We start from the raw sequence: 18,188 nt of genomic DNA on the forward strand, positions 1-18,188 counted from the left end.
GTCCCGGAATCGGACAGCAAGCCTTGCAGGTTAAGAAGTTTTCCCGGCGCGGCGTAACCCGCGTGCTGTGGCTCAACAGCATCAATGACATGAGTCACGTGCCCACCCGCGCTGAGCTCGTCGCCGGCACTGATCTCACGGATGCCATCGCCGCGATCGACGGTTGGGCCCTGTCGAACCAGGCCATCGACGTTCCCGACCTCGGTTCGACATTCGAGTCGAAGATCCCTGGCACCGACCAGGCCGATGACAGCAGCCTCGGCTTCTACGAGGACAAGGTGTCGGACGACATCGAGCAGCTCCTCAAGAAGGACGAAACCGGCTGGGTCGTCTTCCTGCGCAAGGGCGACGTTCCCGGCTCGCGGTCCATGGACGTGTTTCCGGTGCGTGTCGGCTCCCGCAGTCCGAACTACTCGACGGACAACGAGGCCGCCAAGTTCACCGTCAGCTTCTCGATCACCGAGAAGCCGATGCAGGATGCCGCGATCCCGGCTGCCACTGTCCCGCCGAAGGTGGAGAAGTGACGCCGGTGACGAGCGACGTGAAGGCACCTGTCGCACCGGCCGCCGCCGTGGCGAAGGATGCGCATTGGGCAGCGAAGCTGGCGAAGCTGCGGGCCCGGCAGCTCCCCGAGTACACGCTGGTGATCTGCGATGACCTGCACGCCAAGCAGCACCTGGACGAGACACTGCGTGAGCTCGCGCGCTGCCGCAGGGCGGACGCGGAGAACGGGCGCGATTACAGCGAGGCGACGCTCGCGGCAGAACAGGCCGTCGAAGAGGCACAGGAGTTCTTCGACAACGTTTCCACGGAGCTGACGTTCAAGGCCCTGCCCCGGCCCATTCTGGACGGACTGATCAAGAGGTTCCCCCCGACCGAGGCTCAGGCCGAGGACGGTGACGCATGGAATCCGGAGACGTTCCCCGCCGCGCTGATCGCCGCGGCACACATCGAACGGGATGATCACGGGGCGACGGTGGAGGGTATGAGCGAGGCGGACGCCCAGGATCTGCTCGACTCGTGGCCAGTCGCAGAGTCGAACGCGCTGTTCGCGGCAGCGTGGCAGGCGCAGCAGATTGTGCGTACGTCCACCGTGGAGCTGGGAAAAGGCTGATCACGGACGCACAGCTCCGGGCGGAGCTGGGGCTGTGCGACCGGTACGCCATCCCGCACTCGCAGTTCCTCGGGGCAGGCGACGGACGTTGGAGTGAGCTGGACCGCGCGAAGGCGTTGGCGTTCGCCGCCTTCCGGCGCAGCGTCTGTGACGGGTGCGGGACCCGGCCTGCGGAGTGGGACGAGGAGCACGGTGGGGACCGGTTCGCGTACGTCACCACGACGGTGCGCTGCCCGGGCTGCGAGCTGATCGCGCACGAGCAGGACCAGGTACCCGATGGGGCCGACGGCTACGGGGTGCGCATCGGGTTGATCCCGCGCGCGTAGTCGGGTGGGTGGGTGAGGGGCGGGGTTTCGAGAGGGCGCGTGGGGAGTAAGGGCGCCGGCGGGTGTCGTCCTACACGCTCAGCGTTCAGGCGCGAGCGGACTTCACGAACCTCCTGTCGGAGATCCGGCAGGCCTCGCGCGCGATGCGCAGGCTGGGCCGGGACACCGATGCCCTCAACCGGAACCTTCGCCAGATCGGCTCGGGCGCCCGGGGCTCCGCTTCGGGGCTTCGGGGCCTGGGCCGTGACGCGGACCGGGCCCGGGCGGGGCTACGTCGTGTCGGCGCGGACGGGCATGCCTCGATGCGGCAACTGCGTCAGGGGCTGCTCAGCGCCCGGCAGGAAGCCCACCACCTGCGCGGCCTGCTCGTTGGCGGGGGCATCGTCGCCGGGCTCGCGGAGATCGCGAAGGAAGGCAACGAGTACCAGCGCGCGATCAACAAGTGGGGCGCGGTCACCAATGCCAACGGGCAGGAGATGGTGCAGGCCGCCGCCAAGGCCCGCGAGCTGGGGGCGGACCTGCAACTGCCCGGTACGTCGGCGGCGAAGGCTGCGGACGCGATGCTGGAGCTCGCCAAGGCGGGCCAGACATCTACGTCGAGCATTGCCAACGCCCGCGCGGCGATGCAGCTGGCCGCAGCTGACAACCTCAGCGCCGCCGATTCCGCCCGCTACCTGGGCGACGTCATGGACCAGTTCGGGCTCAGCTCGAACCACGCCGGACGTGCCGCCGATGTGCTGGCCGCATCGGCGAACGCCGCTTCGGGCGGCTTGCAGGACATCTACTACGCGATGTCCTACACCGGCCCTGTCGCCGCTCAGCTGGGCATCTCGATCGAGGACACGTCCACAGCGGTGGCGATGCTGGCCCGTTCCGGCATCCTCGGCTCCAAAGCAGGAACGTCCCTGCGCGGGATGCTCACCAACCTGGCGCGCCCCACCGCGCGGGCCAGGCAGGGCCTGGCCGAGCTTGGGATCGAGGCGTTCGACGCCCAGGGCAACTTCAAGGGCCTGCGCACGGTGGTCGAGGGTCTGGAGAAGGCCCAGCACCGGATGTCGCAGAAGGAGTTCCTGGGCTCTCTGGCCGATGTGGTCGGCAAGCCTGCTCTGGCGGGTGCGTCGGCGCTGGCACACCAGGGTGTCGAGTCCTTCGACCAGATGCACACCGCGATCGCGCGGACGGGGGCAGCGGGTGAGATCGCCGCCTCGCAGACCAAGGGGCTATCAGGTGCGGTCACCCACCTCAAGACGCAGGCGAAGAACGCCGGTCAGGTTCTGTACACGGCGGCCGCGCCGGGTCTGGAGAAGGTCACCCGGCTGTTGACCGCAGGGATCTCCGCTGCGACGCCCGGTATCGCAGGGGCCCTGGATTACGTCCACGACCTCTACACGCTGGCCGGGCCGTCGGCGTCGAAGGCCGTCTCGGCCGGGCTGAGTGAGGTGAAGGGCGCCCTCGGTGGGCTGGGCGGGCCGGTGAAGGACCTGGCTTTCGACGCTGCCGCAGCGGGCGTGAACGTGTTGGTGAACGCGGGGCACGCGCTCCTCGATGTTCTCGACAACGCGGCCTCGGCTGCGGCGCCCGTGGCGGAATCCATCAGCGATGTCGCCGAGGAGGCCGATGCTGGTGGGACGGCGCTCGACATCATCGTCACGGCCCTGAACCTGATCTCCTCCGGTGCCGGCGCCGCCTCAGCCGTGCTGGTCCCGATCGGGCATGTCGTCGCCGGACTGGTGCGCGCCTTCGGTGCTCTGCCCGGCCCCATTCAGACGGCGATCGTCGCGATGCTGATGGCCCGCAGGGTCGCCCCGGTGATGGCGCGCCTGGGGCAGACCGTGTCCGGTCCTGTGGTCGGCGCGTACCGGTCGCTCGGGGACCAGATGCGGGTGCAGGAGCGGCTCGCCTCCGCGCAGGGGCAGTCCATCGGCCGCATTGGACAAGCCCTGGCCGTGATGCAGACGCGGATTCCGGTCATCGGGCAGATGACCAGCGCGTTCCGCAGCGCCTCCGGCCCGATCACCGGGGTGGCGAGGGCGATCGGCGCTGGGGTCGGTGGCGCTGCCCGAGGGCTGATGGGGGCGCTGGGCGGCCCGTGGGGTGTGGCGCTCGCAGGTGCGGGTGTGGCGCTGTCGATGCTCGCCTCGCATCAGCAGCAGGCAGCTCAGGCAGCGGCGGAGCACCAGTCGCGGATCAGCAGTCTCACCCAGGCGTTGCAAGAGTCGAACGGTGCCATCAACGGCAACGTTCGCGCGGTAGCCGCGCAGTCCGTCATGGACACGAAGGTCTTCGACGGCAAGGAACGGCTGGTCGACGTCATGTCGAAGGCCGGGGTGAAGGCTCGTGAGCTCACGGACGCCTACCTGGGCCAGGACGGCGGCCTCGACGCCCTGCAGAAGCGGCTGAACGACACGGCGGAGGCCAACGTCGAGTGGGTCGCGACGCAGGGTGGCGCGGCGAAGGCCTACAACGACCAAGGCCTCGCGGCGGGCCGGGCCGCGGATGCGCTGGGCTCGGTCAAGGGCGAGATGTCGCACGCCGTGAAGGACGCCAAGGATCTCGCGGACGCCACAGGGTCTGGGGGGCGTTCGGCGGCCAGTGCGGTGGGACCGTTCGGGCAGTTCTCCGACGCGATGCGCCGCCTGTCGGACACGACCGCGGACGCGGACTCGCGGGCCCGCGCCCTGCACGATGCGCTGAACATCCTCGCGGGCGGATCGGTGGACCTGTCTGCGGCGGAGAGCCGGTTGAACCGGTCCGTGTCGGATGCGTCCGACGCCCTGAAGGGCGGGGTCGACCATGCGCAGGGATACGGCAAGTCCCTGCTGAACATGGACGGCTCGCTGTCGACCGTCACCCGCAACGGCCAGAAGCTGTACGACCTTCTGCAAGGCCTCTCGACGAATTCCGCGGATGCCGCGCTGGCCTCGTACCAGTACGCGGAGGCGTCCGGGAAGACCGTGCCGGAGGCGTTGAAGGCCGCGCAGGCGCAGATGGCGACGGCCCGTGAGTCGGCGCTGTCCACCGCTGAAGGGTTCGGCCTGTCTGCGGAGCAGGCAACGAGGCTGGCGGACAGTGCGGGTCTGGTGCCTGAGCAGGTGTCGCTCGTCTTGCAGACGGCCGGCATGGATGAGGCGATGGCCGAGCTCATCGCCGTCCAGCAGACGCTGAAGGCCGACCCGGACAAGAAGACGATCACCATCGCCACCCTGTCCGACGATGCTCGTGCGGACCTGGAGGACCTCGGTTTCAAGATCCACGATCTCAAGGACCGTCGCGTCGAGGTCACCGCACCCACCGAGACCGCGCGCACAGACCTGGACTCGTTGATCGCGAAGATCGCGGAGACCCCCGGCAGCAAGAAGGTCAGTGTCACGTCGGCGACGCAGTCGACGATCACCAGCCTGGAGGAGGTCAAGCAGAAGATCGCCGGTCTCCCGCCCGGCCGGATGATCCCCATCAGCGCGCCCACGGCGGAGGCCCGGCGGCAGCTAGAGGCGCTCGGCTTCTCGATCACCGCCATCCCGGCGAGCAAGAACGTCTACGTGTCGGTGCCGGTCGGCGCCGCGACGGGCAACGTGGCCACGATCCAGGGCGCCATCGACAGCTTGCACGGCAAGACCATCGGCATCGGCGTCTACCGGACCGAGTACATCAACACCGTTCACCAGCAGGGCGGCAACTACGGGCCCGACAAGGACGGGTACCGGCTTGGCAAGGCCGATGGCGGCATCGTCACCTACGCGGACGGCGGCGTCCGCAAGGAGAACCATGTCGCGCAGATCGCGCGCGGCGGCACCTGGCGAGTGTGGGCGGAGGACGAGACTCAGGGCGAGGCTTACCTCCCTTTGGCCCCCAGTAAGCGGGCGCGCTCGAAGATCATTTTGAACGAGGTGGCTCGGCGCTTTGGCGGCCAGGTCGTCTACAACGCCTCCGGCGGCCTGTCCGACTGGTCCTATCAGCCGCTGGGTTCCTCCGGGCTGACGGTGTCGGACGTGATTCCCAAGTCACAGCGCAAGGGCAAGGGCGGCAAGGAGCACTTCGACCTGCGCCTGTTCGAGAAGAACCTGCGCCGCTCCGTACACACGGCAAAGAGCTGGCGCAATGACCTGGCGACGGTGGCTCGCAGGGCGGGCACGGATGTCGCCAAGGCGTTGGAGGACATGGGCGAAGACGGTGTCGCGCTGACCCGGAAGATGGCTCACGGCTCGAACCGGTACGTGCGTGACATGGCCAGCCAGCTCACCAAGCTCGCTGGTACGGCGCGGGCAACGCTGAACGATTTCACCGGCCAGTTGAACAACGCCGTCAAGAACAACAGCGCGTTCCAGAAGAACCTGACCACGCTTGCTTCGCGCGGGTACACGGCGCTCGCGCAGCGCCTGGCCGAGCAGGGCGATGAGAACGCGGAGGCGCTGGCCGCTCAGGCGGTGAAGGACCGCAAGAAGGCGCAGAAGGCCAACACCGCGGCGAAGAAGGCGGCGACCTCTCTCGACGGTGACCAGCTCGCGGACCTGGTGAAGCTGGTCGGGGCCCTGTCGAAGAACAAGGGCATCCACTCGGTGGCCGAGGCGACGGGGCTGGCCGAGGACCGAATTATCGAGGTCGGGAACCTCGCAAAGAGTCACATCAGGAAAACGGGCAAGGCCGACCGGTTCTTGTCCGACCTGGTGAAGGCGAACGCGGGCAAGGCGTACGCGAACGGCGGGATTTGGGAGCCGGGCGTGTACTCCTCACCCCAGGGGCTGATCAAGTTCGCGGAGCCCGAGACGGTCGCGGAGTCCTACATCCCGCACGCCGGCGCGAAGCGGGGCCGGGCAACAGCGGTGCTGGCTGAGACTGCGGACCGGTTCGGATACGGCCTCGCCCCGCGTCGGCTGGTCGACGCGCACGCCGGGCGCGGGCGGATCACGGTGGTACACCAGGCTCCGGCGATCGGACAGCAGACGATCCACGTCTCCGGGTCTGCCGCCACGGCCGACGACATCGCGGCGACCGTCTCCTATCAGATGCGGCGTGCCCGCCGAGGCGGTGTCCTGCGATGAGTGAACTCACCGATTTCCAGTTGGAGATTGCCGGGGTGCGGCTCGGGCACGGCACGAGCGTGCCGGTCGCGCAGATCGAGGGCCTGGCCCGTCCCGCTGTGCGGGGTGAGGTGGTGGAGCAGCCGAACGCGGATGGGGCATGGCTCGGCGCGGACTGGTACGAGGCGCGCACGCTGCGCATCGACTGCGGTGTGAAGACGCCGGGCGATCCTGTTGCTGCGGCCCGTATCGTCGCCCAGCTGGAGGAAGCCGCCGATGATCCGCGGGTCCGCACGGTGGGCGGCGCGGTGACCGCGCTGCGCATCAAATGGCCCGGTGCTCCGGTCCGAGTCCTGTTCGGGCGGCTGCGCAAGGTGGAAGCGTCGTGGGGGCAGGCCGCGTTGGGCTGGGTTCCTCTCGATCTTGAGTTCACCGCTCCCGATTCGCGGTATTACGCCGACGTCGAGCAGTCGGTGGGGCTGCGGCTGGGCTGGCTGTCCGGTGGCGGATTCACCGCCCCGGTTCAGGCGCCGATCCGGGTGAGCGATGGCGACCAGTCGGGGCAGGACCGGCCGGGCTGGGTGACCAACAACGGCACCGTCGACGCCTACCCGGTGATCACCGTGCACGGGCCGTGCGCGAACCCGGTGATCACTCATGTGGAGACGGGGCGGCGTATCGATCTGGGGATCACTGTGCCGGCGGGCGAATACGTGCGGGTCGATACCCGGCCCGGGCGCCGCACGGTGACGCGGCAGGACGGCGGCACCGTCGCGACCACCTCGCCGCTGGGCAGCTTCCGGCTGCCAAAGGGCCGCAGCGAAGTGCGCTGGACCGCTGCCGATCCCACTGCGTCCGCCCGCCTGACGGTGGTGTGGCGTGACGCGTTCAAGACCCTCGTGAACCCGAAGGAGAACCTCGTTCGATGACGCTCGCCCAGGCCCCGCTGCTGGTGAACGGCGCTACCCACAGTGCCCAGACGTTCCGGCAGATGATCAAGGATCTGTCGCACGGATCGGAGGGGGTGACCGAGGCCGCCGACCTCAAGGTGGCGCCTCTGCCTGTTCCGGGTGGCGGGGTGCAGATCGCGGACGGCTCTGCGGTGATCCGCGGGAAGGCGTCGGCGTGGCAGGGCTCGTACACGGCGTACAACATCGGCACGGCGACGGTGGATATCGCGCCGACGGGTGCTGCGCCGCGTTCGGATCTGATCGTGCTGCGGGTGCAGGACCCGGAGTTTGAGGGCGGCCTCGATCCGGCGAAGGACGCGGTCAACTTCTTCGACGTGATCCCCAACGTGTCCTCCACCGCCTCTGTAGTGCCCAAGGGGGTGACGGGGGTGCCGTTGGCTCGTGTCGATCTGCCCGCGAGCACGGGGACGGTCACCGCGGGGATGATCCGTGATCTGCGACGGGTGGCGAACCCGCGCAGGGAGCGCACCCTCTACACGGCATATCCGACGAAGATGAGCAAGGCGTGGAAGGACGACGACAAGTGGCATGACTGGCCGCCCGAGGCGCGCTGGCAGATACCGGTGCCGGCGTGGGCGACGAAGATGATCGTGACCATCACGGTGGCGGGTCTGCGGATGGACTTCGACTCGCTGTACGGGAAGCTCCAGCTCGTGTTCGGCACGGTTCACGGCCAGGACACGGTCGTGGACGACAACCAGGGCCAGGTCGTACGTCGGCAGACGACGGTGGTCGCGGACACCTTGACGCTGCCCGCCTCCTACCGGGGCACCACGCAGGTGCTGTACATGCAGGCGAAGATGGCGAAGGACTGGAAGGGTGACCTGAGTGTCGACGGGGGTACGTCGATCATCGCCGATGTCGAGTTCACCGAAGGCCCGGTGTAGCGGTCGGTGGCGTACCGGTATTTGACGCAGCACGCCCTGACCGGCGAGTGGCTGTCCCATGATCTGCCTCTGCGGGGGGTGGAGTTCGGCCCGGACTTGAACGGGCCGGGCCATCTGCGGGGCGCACTGTCTCCTCGTCTGGCGTGGTCGCATCCTGGGCTGACGGACCCGGGGAACACGCTGCTGTACGCCGAGGAGGGCGGGCGCATCCGGTGGGGCGGCATCGTCTGGCAGACCGAACCGGACGGCGGCACGATGCAGGTCGAGGCCGCGGGGTGGTCGTCGTATTTGCAGTACCGGCATGACCTGGACGGGGAGCTGGGCGGGCGCGGCCCGTACGTGAACGCCGACCCGTGCCGGGTGATGCGGGACATCGTCACCTACGCGCAGTCGGTCCCGGACGGCAGCCTGGGCATCACCGTGGACGACACGACGTCGACGGCCAAGGTGGGCAGCCCGGCAGAGCCGTGGCATTCACGCTGGTGGGAAACGCCGGTGCTCGGCGACCTCTTCGACGATCTGATCAAGGCGCCTGATGCGCCGGACTACACCTGCACCACCTGGTGGGGCAAGGACCGGCATCCGGTGCGGCGGATCCGGGTCGGCTACCCGCGTCTGGGGGCGCGCCGCAGCGACATCGCGTTCAGCTCGGACACCAACATCGTCGGCCATACGCCGGTCACCTACAGCGCGGACGAGTACGCGCAGGTCGTGATCGCCACAGGCGCCGGTGAGGGGCGTTCACAACAGCGGGCCATCGACGCGGTGCGCAACAAACGGCTACGCCTGGAGCACGTCCTGGAGCTGCCGGAGGTGCGCGGCCGCGATGCGCTCGCGCAGCGGGCCCGCAGGGAGCGGGCCTGGCGGCAGAGCCTCGGGCACGTCGAGGAGATCACCGTCCGCGATCATCCTGCCGCGCCGATCGGATCGTGGCAGGTCGGTGATGACGTGCAGGTCTCGGTGCGCGATGAGTGGGCGAACTGGTCGGGCTGGTGCCGCATCACCGGCTTCACGATCCGCCCCGACACCGACTCGGGCGAGATGGCCCAGCTCCAGCTCGAACCGGCCGGCGCCCACCAGTACGCGACCGCCGCCTGACCTCGAAGGAACTCTTGTGCGTAACGACATCGGCGCCCGCCTGGCCCGCCTGGAAAAGCTCGTGCAGACCATGATCCGTGCCCCTAAGCTGGTCAACGCCAGCCTGGAGAACGGCGCGGTCGACGTGTACGACGAGAACGGCTCGCTGCGCGCGGTCATCGGCCAGCAGCCGGATGGCACCAGCGGCGTCACCGCGGTCAACGGCCCCCGGCCGCCCATGCCCTCCCCGGCCGTGGTGGAGCCGGTGCTCGGTGGCGTGCGCATCACCTGGGACGGCGCCTTCGCCGGCGGGCAACCGGCGCCGCTGGATCTGTCCCGCGTGCAGGTGCACGTCCTGTCCTCACGCGCCGGGCAACCGGATCTGCGTTGGCCCACCACGACGATCGAGGCTGCGTCGGGGGCGTCGGTGACCGTGGCGGTCAATCACTACGGGCCCGTGTGGGTGCGCTTGGTCGCCGTGAACACCTCCGGCACTCCCGGGCCGCCGTCCGAGGCGGTGGAGGCCACAGCGCGCCGGGCCGCGTCCGAGGACCTGGGCCAAGGGGTCGTGCGGCGCGATCATGTTGCTGCTGGGGCGATCACCGCGGACCTCCTGGACGCGGACGCGATCAACGGCAAGATCATCACCGGCGCCACGGTGCAGACTGCCGCTGAGGGGCCGCGCATCGTCCTGAACGCGGCCCGGCTGCGGGCGATCGGCACGAACGGCTCGGCGATCGGCATGGAGCCAAACGACGTCTATCCGTTCATCTATTGGGCGTCCGTCGACGGTTCGAACCAGGCCTACATCAACGTCAGCGGCTCCAGCCCTTCGGACGCGAACATCGGCATCAACTCGGGGACGTTCACCGACACGGACGACAACGGCGTCTACCGGTGGCGGACGTTCTTCGGCAACGACTTCTTCGCCGCGGAGCGCATCACCGCCAGGGGAGCCAAACCGGCCGGCGGGCGCCTCTTCCTCAGCAAGAACTCGGCACAACTTGGGTCCGGGGAGGACGGAGGCAGCCTGTCGCTGCGGCCGGGCGCCGCCACCCTGTCCGCGGCATCGATCCGGGCGGCGGGCGTGCTGCGGTCGGACAACGTCTCCATGGGCACGGCGACCGTCACCCCGGTGGCGAACAAACCCACGTCCATCACCTTGAGCGGCGGGAACATCAAGGGGAAGAACTTCCGGGCGTTCGTCACCCCCGTCACCTCCGTGCCCGGCAAGACCGTCGTCGGGGTCGGCGTCACGGCTGTCTCATCGAGCGGCCTGACCATCTGGGTGCACCGCACCAACACCACACCAACCCTCGTGCACTGGATGATCATCGGAGAGGACTGAACCACCCATGGACGACCCGATACCGGTCACCATGACCGCCACCTGCCGCACACCGGAATGCCCTGTAGCGGGGCGGCCGTTCACAGCGATCTTCTATGCGAACGCGGAGCCACCCATCTACCGCGGGATCTGCATGCGGTGCGGTCAGCCTTTCACCGATCTCGAACCCCTTCACGCCTCCCCGGCCTAGAGCCTGCTGGCCCACCCAGCTCATCACGGTGCCGTTCCCGTTCTGGGCTGGCGTCGCGGCAGCAGGCGCATCCTTCGCAACCAGCGCCATCGCGTCCCACCCCGGAGGTCCGCGTACCGGATGGTCGCCTCAGGGTGCACGGCTCGAACCCACAACGGCCTGCCCACGATGATCCGTTCAGCACCGGCAAGCGGGTCTCCTTCATGGAAGTGCCACCGACCAGCCTCCAGGACGACGTCGGTGTAGACCCTCGCGAGCACAGTGCAGTCGCCGTTGTGACCAACGGTGTAACCGCGGGTCTCGGGGCGGCCTACGTGTTCCTCGTCGGTACCCGTCATCCCTTGGTGCAGGGCGATCTTCAGTGCCTCGACAGCGAGGGCTTCCGCATCGTCTTCGGTCGGGGGCCCGTCTCCGTCGCCGGCCCGGAGCAACTTGTCGACCGCGGGCGCCTCGGAGGAGATCCAGCCGCCTTCGAAGTCGTCCCAGGGGCCGAAGCCGCTGACGTTGTCCTGGCTCCCGAACAGACAGACGTCGGTTCGTTGGCCCGCCGGGCTACGTGTCTGGAGGTGCAGTAGCGCCCCCGGGTTTTTCGCGTAAATCCCCTCAAACTGAGCGAACGAGACCCGCCCGGTGACCTGAATGAACGCGGCGGGCGGCGGCATGGCGAAGTCTTCGATCACGGCTCTGCCCAGTGCTCGCCGTACTCGCCGTGCCTCCTCCAGCCGGTTGCGGGTGAGGCGCTCCCGACCCCCGAGGCCCGCCTGGAGACCCCCGGCGCCGATGCCCACCGTCCAGCGCGCTCGGCCCGTCAACTCGACGCCGTTATCTTCCGCGAGCCTCTGGATGGCGCGGTCCGACCAGTACAAGAAGCTTCCGACCATGGGGGGCGTCCTTCCGCCGTTGGGGCGACCGAGCACCACTCTGGCGGACTTAGGGAGGCCCGGGGCCCCAAGCGGCAAAAGGGCTCCTCCGCTGTTTCGGCAACGGTGTCTCGCGCTCTACGTCCGTAGACGCGAGCTGCGGCGGCCCGGTTTTCACCAAATGGCGTCGCTGAGCGTGGTGTTCGGCTTACCCTCAACTCGTGCGTACGCGCTGCCCCTTCTGTCTCACCCACGTCCCGGCCATCGGGATCGGGGACGACTAACAGGAGGTTCCGCATGCGTAAGTACAGGGAGTGGCTTCAGCGGCTGGGTCGCCGCGAGCTGGCGTTGATCGTCATCGGCGCGGTCGTATCCGCGTTCGCGTCCGCGGTGGCAACCGGGCTCGTGGAGGCCATGTCGTAGAAGCCGACCCCGATGCTTGACCCATCGGGGTCGGCGGCTCTGCGGCCGCTCCCACAGGGCGCCCCTGTCCTGCACCCTGCGTGGTGCGGGCGGGGGCACCGTGCTGTGCGTAAGGACGAGTGCGGGCTTGTTGGCGGTCAAGCTCGCTGCGACATCACATCTGTCAAAGTCCTCAGAAGGTTATGTCTAAGTTCTCATCTCTTGGCGGGCACTCCCGAGCCTAGTTGATTGCGGTAACCCACAGCAGTGGAACGGCAAGCTTTGCGTGTCACATCCCAACTTCGATACATCAGACTTGCTGTAAGACCCTGAGTGGCTCTCGCATTGGAGACGTCTCCACTCAGCACTTATCGTTAAATCTTCAATCATCATTCGGACTCTTCTCCGTTGCAGTTGCGTGCCCTTTCCAGCTCTTCTTCACAGGCCAGAACGGTGACCCAGCCGACGTCACGTGGCGGTCGCCCTTTGCTGCACGCCATCGAGTCGGCACAGCAAAGGGGCAGGTCAGAGGCCCTTCTTCTTCACCCCCGTACGATCACGGTAGGGCTCGGGGCTGCTCAGGAGTGATCGCAGTGTCCATGCCTCCCAGCGCCGAGCCGACGCTCTGGGAGCTGCACCGCGCCGTCTCGCAGCTCCGAGAGGATCTTCGTGGCGACCTCGCACGGCTGGCGGCACGTCTTGATCACGTTGTGACCGAGGACGTGTACCGGGCGGATCAGCGCGGCGTGGAGCAGCGGATCGCACGTCTTGAGACGGGTTTTGGCACGTTGAGGGCCGAAGTTGATCAGAGTCTGGAGCGCACGGAGCAGCAGCGCCGCGAGGATCAGGCGCAGGCGATGGCGACGCGTCGGCTGGTGTTCAGCTCGTTCGTCTCGCCGGTGCTTTGGATGGCCCTCCAGCTGTGGCTCGTCTCTCGAGGTACCGCTTCGTAGCAGGCCTGGGGCCAGGGGTTGTAGTTGGGGTGCGGGGAGAATAGTGAGCGCCGATCGTGGCGACACCTATCAGTGCCGATCGTCTCGTTGCCGCGCTGCGCGCCGAAGGCGTGCACGTGGTGGAGCGGCCGGGGTGGAGAACCCACAACAGGAACCACAAGGGGCCGTTTGGTCCGGTGAACGGTGTGGTGATCCACCACACCGTGACCTCGGGTACCAGCAATACGGTCAGCATCGTTGAGCGCGGTTACGCGGGTCTGCCGGGGCCGCTGTGTCACGGCATGATCGCCAAGGACGGCACCGTGTACCTGATCGGTCACGGCCGAACGAACCACGCGGGCCGCGGTGATGGTGACGTGCTGCGGGCCGTCATCGCCGAGCGCGGGCTTCCCGCTGCGAACGAGGCGGACACCGACGGCAACACGCACTTCTACGGCTTCGAGTGCGAGAACCGCGGTGATGGCACGGACCCGTGGCCGAAGGCGCAGCTTGAGGCGATCGAGCGGGCGGCGGCGGCGCTGTGCCGCGCACACGGCTGGAGCGCGGCGAGCGTGATCGGCCACAAGGAGTGGCAGCCCGGCAAGGTTGACCCCAAGGGCTTCACCATAAGTTGGCTGCGCGAGCGCGTGGCTGCCCGGCTGAAGTCGAAGCCGTCTGCCGCAGGTTCGAACAGCGGCTCAGCGGGGGGTTCGCCGGCGGGCTCGTCGACCTACGTGGTCAAGAGCGGCGACACGCTGTCTGGGATCGGCAAGAAGCTCGGCGTCCGCTGGGAGGTTCTCGCCCAGGCCAACAAGATCAAGAAGCCGTTCGTGATCAAGGCGGGGCAGAAGCTCACCGTTCCGGGGAAGTCGAGCGCCGGCTCCTACTCCGCTCCTCCGTTTCCGGAGGGTCTTGCTCCGGGCCGCTCGGCACCGTCTGCGCAGGGTCTCCAGAAGGCGCTGAAGGACGCTGGCTGGCTTGACCGGTCGGTGCCGCTGTCCGACGCGTACGGGCCGCAGACGCAGAAGGCCGTCGCCGCCTTCAACCGGAAGCACAACCTTTTCACCGCAGGTCACCCCGACGATCCGGCGATCGGCCGCCGGGGCTGGAGTCTCCTGCACGAACTTGCCTACGGGAAGTAGAACGTTGATCGACTTCATTCACGCGCACAGCACCCGCCTCTACACGATCGCCGCCGCGGCGCTGGCCCTCGTCGCCTACTTCGTGGATGGCCTGCCGACGGGGCTCATCCTCGCCCTGGTCGCCGCGATCCTCGGTACCGGTGAGGCCGTTCAGCGGGTGGAGGACCGCAAGACGGCCAAGGCCCTTCATCAGGAGCCGCCCGCTGTGGCATAGCCGTAACGGCGACGTAGCAATCTGGCGCGATCCCTTCCCCGCATGTACTCGCGGGGAAGGGATCGCTGATTCGTGCCCGGCAAGGGAGGTAGGGGGCCAGGCCGAGCAGTCCCCAGGAGATCGGGGTGCGCTTTCCGGAACCAATCAGTGTCGCCGCTGACTCCCAAAATCACTCATCCGAGCGTAAGTTGGCATCTCCTCGGCGGGCGTGTGCAGATCGTGGTTGCCTTCATCTGCTGATGCGGCTGCCGCCGCACGCTTGGGGTGGAGGGGGACTCCATTGACGATCAGCCGTGTGACAGGCCCTGCACGGGCGTGGCGGGATCGCTGCGCTGACAGGGCCGCCCATGCGGTGGCTCGCGGGCTGCATTGGCTGCTGGAACTCCGGGACCGCCGCATCCGGCGTATGACCGGAATGCAGCTTCGCGAGTACAGAGATGCGATGCAGAGGCTCGATCTGGCCCGTTGGCCCTTGTCGCACCCTACGTGGCGGGCCTGCTTTCATCGGAACCGCAGCTCTTGGGCGTGGGCCCCCAACTTAATCGCCAGGTTCCTGTTCGTCTGGTTGGGCGCAGTGGCCTTGGCGGACTTGTGGCTGGATGGCGAGGTGAGTCAGGCGGGCCGCGAAGTCCGAGTCAAGGTTTTCTTGAGTCTGGCCTTGGGCGTCGCCGTGACGTACTCAGCCTCGGCGACCCTGAGCCGTCACTTTCCGGTAGCCACCCTGCTGTACACAGTCGAGAGCTGCGCCAAGGTCCACGGTGCTCGGGGCGGCATGCAGCGTCGGGCGCTTCGTAAGCTGGCGTCGGACCTCCGCACTGTGGAGAGGCGAGTCCGTAGGGCCTGGCGAGGCAGGGGCACGGTGCCGTGGTGGTCACATCGCCGGAGGGGCTTGAAGGACCACGCAGGTCGAGTAGTCCGTTATCTCCGCGACCAGGAGGCCAGACTCAGCCGAGAAGATCCGGACCTCGTCGTCGCAGACATCGCTGATGCCTTGGTGACCATCGCGGAACAGTACTCAGCCGGTCAGGTGGGGGCGCTACTCCCTGAGGAGATGATCCAGGACCTCGTCCCGCCGAAGGACTGGGAATCGTTACAACTTGCCGCAGTGCTGGTGACGGCTCTCGCCGCAGGGATCGGCGCGCACTTCCTCGGGATGACGGCTATCGCGCCCTGGATCGGTGCCGGCGTTCTTCTTCTGGGCCTCATCATCACGTTTCGGCAGGACTTCCGCCGATTCTCCACGGTCTTCCCCAATGGGGGCTTCGCCCCTTAGGGCCCTCGGGGATCGAATCCGCGGTTGCTAGCACTATTCTGCTCTCTTGGATATGTCGTGATGGAGAGGAGGCAGAGGTGGCGAAGCCGCTGTTGTGTGGTCGGCAGGAGATCGGGCGGGTGTACCGCATCAAGCCGGAAGTGGTCAGTAATACGTGGATTCACCGGGGCGTCCTCTCCTACGAGGACGCCGTGATCGTTTCGGGTAAGCCGGTCTGGCCCGGGGGGTTCGTGGAGTCGCTGGCGTTGCCGCCGGGCTCTCGTGGCCGGCAGCTCGACGCGGAGGAGCTTGCTGCGCTGGAGGTGGAGCAGGGGGCAAGGGTGCGGCCGCGCAAGAAGGGTGAGCTGCCCGCACTGGTCGGTGCGCAGGAGTACGCGGAGCTGTTCGGGGTGACGCAGGTCGCTGTCGGTCAGGCTGCGAAGGCTGGTTCGGGCCGGGTGGCGGAGCCGGATTACGCCCTGTCCGGTTCGAAGGTGTGGCTGCTGGAGTCGGTGCTCGCACATGCGCCGACCACGATGGAGAAGTCACGCAAGAAGATCTGGGTGTTGCGTGAGGATGTCGCCGAGGCCTTGGAGCACGGCCGATACGAGGGCCCGGGGTCGTTCTTCTCGCAGCGGGGGAACAAGGTTCAGTAGTTTCGCGCGGCCGACGGGGCACGTCACCGGCGTCTCCCTGGTGAGGCCAACGGAGTCGGTACGGCAGCCGTCGGCCTGGCGCCTGGCGGGGCGTTGGGGTCAGCCGATGGGGCACTGGTAGGCGGGTCCCACGGAGTTGCGCCCCCCAAGATGGATAGTAGAATTTCCATCGAAGGTGTGAGGGGGTGCCTGTGCTCCCCGGCAAGGCATGGCGCAATATAGGTCGCGATGAAAACTATGGAGGGTTGCATGGTCCCCGTTCAGATGGAGCTGTCGATCGCACCGCTGCGACACCCGGGGCCGGGGATCGCTGGGGCGAGCATTCAGGAACGCTTCGAGGCGTTCCATCAGCTCAACCCGTGGATCCTGGTGCAGCTGGAGTCGCTGACCGCCGACTGCGCCAAGCGCGGGCTGCGGCGCATCGGCATCGGGATGCTCTTCGAGGTCTTGCGCTGGCAGTACGGGCGCGCCACGAGCGGCGAGCCGTTCAAGCTGAACAACGACTTCCGTTCCCGCTACGTCCGGCTGCTGGTCCAGCGGCATCCCGAGTGGGCGGCCCTGTTCGAGACCAGGGAACTCCGCACACCTTGAAATAGGTCCCGATACAAAGACTGGAGATGTGCGTGAACCGCCCGATACCGAAGCTGCGGACCCGTAAGCCCACTGGCGTGATCCCCTGGCCGATCGTCTTGATCGAAGGCGAGGAGAAGAGCGGAAAGAGCCATCAGGCAGCGGAGTTCACCGGCTGCGAGCAGACCGGCCAGGCGTACTGGCTGGAGCTCGGCGAGGACACCGCCGACGAGTACGCGAACGTGCCCGGTGCGGACTACCTGCTGATCGAGCACAACGGCACCTACCGCGACATCCTCGGCCAGATCGAAGCCGTGCACGCGGAGGCGACCCGCGCGGCTGTCGCGAAGGAGAAGCCGGTCGTCCTGGTCATCGACTCGGGTTCGATGCTGTGGCGGATGCTCGTGAACTGGACCAACGAGCGGGCCAGGCGCTCGCGGACGGGCCAGAACGCCCTCAGGCAGGACCCGGACGCCGAGGTCAAGCCGTCCATGAACCTCTGGAACGACGCGGCCGAACGGTGGCAGCGGGTGATGTACCTGGTGCGCACCATGCCCGGCATCGTAGTTCTTCTGGCCCGCGGCAAGGAGGTCGCGGCGGTCGACGGAAACGGCGATCCGATCCCGCGCACGAAGGACTGGCGGGTGGAGGCGCACAAGTCCTTGGCCTTCGATGCGACGGTGTGGGTGCGTATGCGCCGCGAGGAGCCGCCGCAGATCATCGGCGCGCGCTCGTTGAAGTTCCAGGTGCCGCGCGGCGGGCAGCCGAAGCCGATGCCGGACTTCTCCATCGAGAAGCTCGTGTTCGGCCTGATGGGCTGCTCGATCCACAACCAGCCCAAGCCCACCCCGGAGCTGACGGGTGATCTCGCGCAGGCGTGGATGCCGAAGGTGCACGAGGCCGCCGTGCAGGGCGTGGAGGCGCTGAAGAAGCTGTGGCGGCGGGTCGAGGCCGATGAGGGTTTGGATCGCGACGAGGTGCTGGTGGTCCGTGCGGCGATCGAGCGTGCGGCCACGGAGCTGAAGAACCCCAGGAAGCTCAGCGACCCCACCAGCGATGACGCGTCCCGCCTGCGGGCTGCTGCCAGCGAGCAGCAGGACCAGCACGCCGAGGGCACAACCGCCGAGGAGCCCGGCGTCGAGTTCGCCGCCTGATTGCGCTCCATTCCCCTCTTCCTCTTCCCCTGCGCTGCCGGGGCCCGCCGCGTGACGGGCCGGGCCCCGGCGCGC

17 protein-coding genes are annotated in these 18,188 nt (G+C 67.9%); 16 read left to right on the forward strand and 1 reads right to left on the reverse strand.

The annotated features are described in order from the left end of the window. The first annotated feature begins 89 nt into the window (after nucleotides 1-89). The 8 genes from ABZ385_RS06685 (at nucleotide 90) to ABZ385_RS06720 (ending at nucleotide 10,741) form a co-directional block, all read left to right on the forward strand. A complete protein-coding gene (locus tag ABZ385_RS06685; protein ID WP_358910088.1) occupies nucleotides 90-524 on the forward strand; it encodes a hypothetical protein in 435 nt (144 codons plus the stop codon). After that, nucleotides 521-1,114 carry a hypothetical protein gene (locus tag ABZ385_RS06690; RefSeq protein ID WP_358910090.1) on the forward strand — a complete coding sequence of 198 codons (594 nt, stop codon included), beginning with the start codon at nucleotides 521-523 and terminating at the stop codon, nucleotides 1,112-1,114. Before ABZ385_RS06685 ends, ABZ385_RS06690 begins: the two co-directional genes overlap by 4 nt. Nucleotides 1,115-1,230: 116 nt before the next feature. Continuing rightward, nucleotides 1,231-1,440, forward strand: coding sequence for a hypothetical protein (locus ABZ385_RS06695; protein ID WP_358910092.1), 210 nt, complete (start codon nucleotides 1,231-1,233; stop codon nucleotides 1,438-1,440). A 62-nt stretch (nucleotides 1,441-1,502) separates the two neighbouring features. Further along, nucleotides 1,503-6,479, forward strand: a complete 4,977-nt coding sequence (locus ABZ385_RS06700) for a phage tail tape measure protein (protein ID WP_358910093.1) — start codon at nucleotides 1,503-1,505, stop codon at nucleotides 6,477-6,479. Then, a complete protein-coding gene (locus tag ABZ385_RS06705; protein ID WP_358910095.1) occupies nucleotides 6,476-7,387 on the forward strand; it encodes a hypothetical protein in 912 nt (303 codons plus the stop codon). The genes ABZ385_RS06700 and ABZ385_RS06705 overlap by 4 nt, the downstream gene beginning before the upstream one ends. Next, a complete protein-coding gene (locus ABZ385_RS06710; RefSeq protein WP_358910097.1) occupies nucleotides 7,384-8,316 on the forward strand; it encodes a hypothetical protein in 933 nt (310 codons plus the stop codon). The genes ABZ385_RS06705 and ABZ385_RS06710 overlap by 4 nt, the downstream gene beginning before the upstream one ends. Nucleotides 8,317-8,337: 21 nt before the next feature. Next, a complete protein-coding gene (locus ABZ385_RS06715) occupies nucleotides 8,338-9,414 on the forward strand; it encodes a hypothetical protein (RefSeq protein WP_358910099.1) in 1,077 nt (358 codons plus the stop codon). Nucleotides 9,415-9,430: 16 nt separating this feature from the next. Continuing rightward, a complete protein-coding gene (locus tag ABZ385_RS06720) occupies nucleotides 9,431-10,741 on the forward strand; it encodes a hypothetical protein (protein ID WP_358910101.1) in 1,311 nt (436 codons plus the stop codon). A 213-nt stretch (nucleotides 10,742-10,954) separates the two neighbouring features. On the opposite strand, the gene ABZ385_RS06725 is transcribed toward ABZ385_RS06720, so the two are convergent. Next, on the reverse strand, nucleotides 10,955-11,812 hold the full coding sequence (locus tag ABZ385_RS06725; protein WP_358910103.1) for a hypothetical protein: 858 nt from the start codon (nucleotides 11,810-11,812) through the stop codon (nucleotides 10,955-10,957). A gap of 276 nt (nucleotides 11,813-12,088) precedes the next feature. Between ABZ385_RS06725 and ABZ385_RS06730 the strand changes: the two genes are divergently transcribed. From ABZ385_RS06730 to ABZ385_RS06765, 8 genes are all read left to right on the forward strand, one after another. Beyond that, nucleotides 12,089-12,214: a hypothetical protein gene (locus tag ABZ385_RS06730; protein ID WP_358910105.1), complete on the forward strand. Its 126-nt coding sequence runs from the start codon at nucleotides 12,089-12,091 to the stop codon at nucleotides 12,212-12,214. A gap of 572 nt (nucleotides 12,215-12,786) precedes the next feature. Continuing rightward, nucleotides 12,787-13,146: a hypothetical protein gene (locus ABZ385_RS06735; RefSeq protein ID WP_358910106.1), complete on the forward strand. Its 360-nt coding sequence runs from the start codon at nucleotides 12,787-12,789 to the stop codon at nucleotides 13,144-13,146. 56 nt (nucleotides 13,147-13,202) lie between these two features. Continuing rightward, a complete protein-coding gene (locus ABZ385_RS06740; RefSeq protein ID WP_358910107.1) occupies nucleotides 13,203-14,267 on the forward strand; it encodes an N-acetylmuramoyl-L-alanine amidase in 1,065 nt (354 codons plus the stop codon). A gap of 4 nt (nucleotides 14,268-14,271) precedes the next feature. Next, nucleotides 14,272-14,481, forward strand: coding sequence for a hypothetical protein (locus tag ABZ385_RS06745; protein WP_358910109.1), 210 nt, complete (start codon nucleotides 14,272-14,274; stop codon nucleotides 14,479-14,481). Between the two features lie 889 nt (nucleotides 14,482-15,370). Next, entirely contained in the window at nucleotides 15,371-15,754 is a 384-nt protein-coding gene (locus tag ABZ385_RS06750) for a hypothetical protein (RefSeq protein WP_358910111.1), read from the forward strand. 77 nt (nucleotides 15,755-15,831) lie between these two features. After that, a complete protein-coding gene (locus ABZ385_RS06755) occupies nucleotides 15,832-16,389 on the forward strand; it encodes a hypothetical protein (RefSeq protein ID WP_358910113.1) in 558 nt (185 codons plus the stop codon). A 249-nt stretch (nucleotides 16,390-16,638) separates the two neighbouring features. Beyond that, nucleotides 16,639-16,980 (forward strand): hypothetical protein, encoded by a 342-nt coding sequence (locus tag ABZ385_RS06760; RefSeq protein WP_150220395.1) that lies wholly within the window; start codon nucleotides 16,639-16,641, stop codon nucleotides 16,978-16,980. Nucleotides 16,981-17,012: 32 nt separating this feature from the next. Further along, nucleotides 17,013-18,113 (forward strand): AAA family ATPase, encoded by a 1,101-nt coding sequence (locus ABZ385_RS06765; protein ID WP_358910115.1) that lies wholly within the window; start codon nucleotides 17,013-17,015, stop codon nucleotides 18,111-18,113. Nucleotides 18,114-18,188: the final 75 nt, after the last annotated feature.

Source organism: Streptomyces sp. NPDC005898, assembly GCF_040629635.1.
Taxonomy (GTDB): Bacteria; Actinomycetota; Actinomycetes; order Streptomycetales; family Streptomycetaceae; genus Streptomyces.

What these genes read in the sequence shown, in the direction of transcription:
- ABZ385_RS06710 (WP_358910097.1), top strand. Translation starts at nt 7,384, where the DNA reads ATGACGCTCGCCCAGGCCCCGCTGCTGGTGAACGGCGCTACCCACAGT.
- ABZ385_RS06725 (WP_358910103.1), bottom strand. Translation starts at nt 11,812, where the DNA reads ATGGTCGGAAGCTTCTTGTACTGGTCGGACCGCGCCATCCAGAGGCTC.
- ABZ385_RS06760 (WP_150220395.1), top strand. Translation starts at nt 16,639, where the DNA reads ATGGTCCCCGTTCAGATGGAGCTGTCGATCGCACCGCTGCGACACCCG.
- ABZ385_RS06685 (WP_358910088.1), top strand. Translation starts at nt 90, where the DNA reads ATGAGTCACGTGCCCACCCGCGCTGAGCTCGTCGCCGGCACTGATCTC.
- ABZ385_RS06730 (WP_358910105.1), top strand. Translation starts at nt 12,089, where the DNA reads ATGCGTAAGTACAGGGAGTGGCTTCAGCGGCTGGGTCGCCGCGAGCTG.
- ABZ385_RS06705 (WP_358910095.1), top strand. Translation starts at nt 6,476, where the DNA reads ATGAGTGAACTCACCGATTTCCAGTTGGAGATTGCCGGGGTGCGGCTC.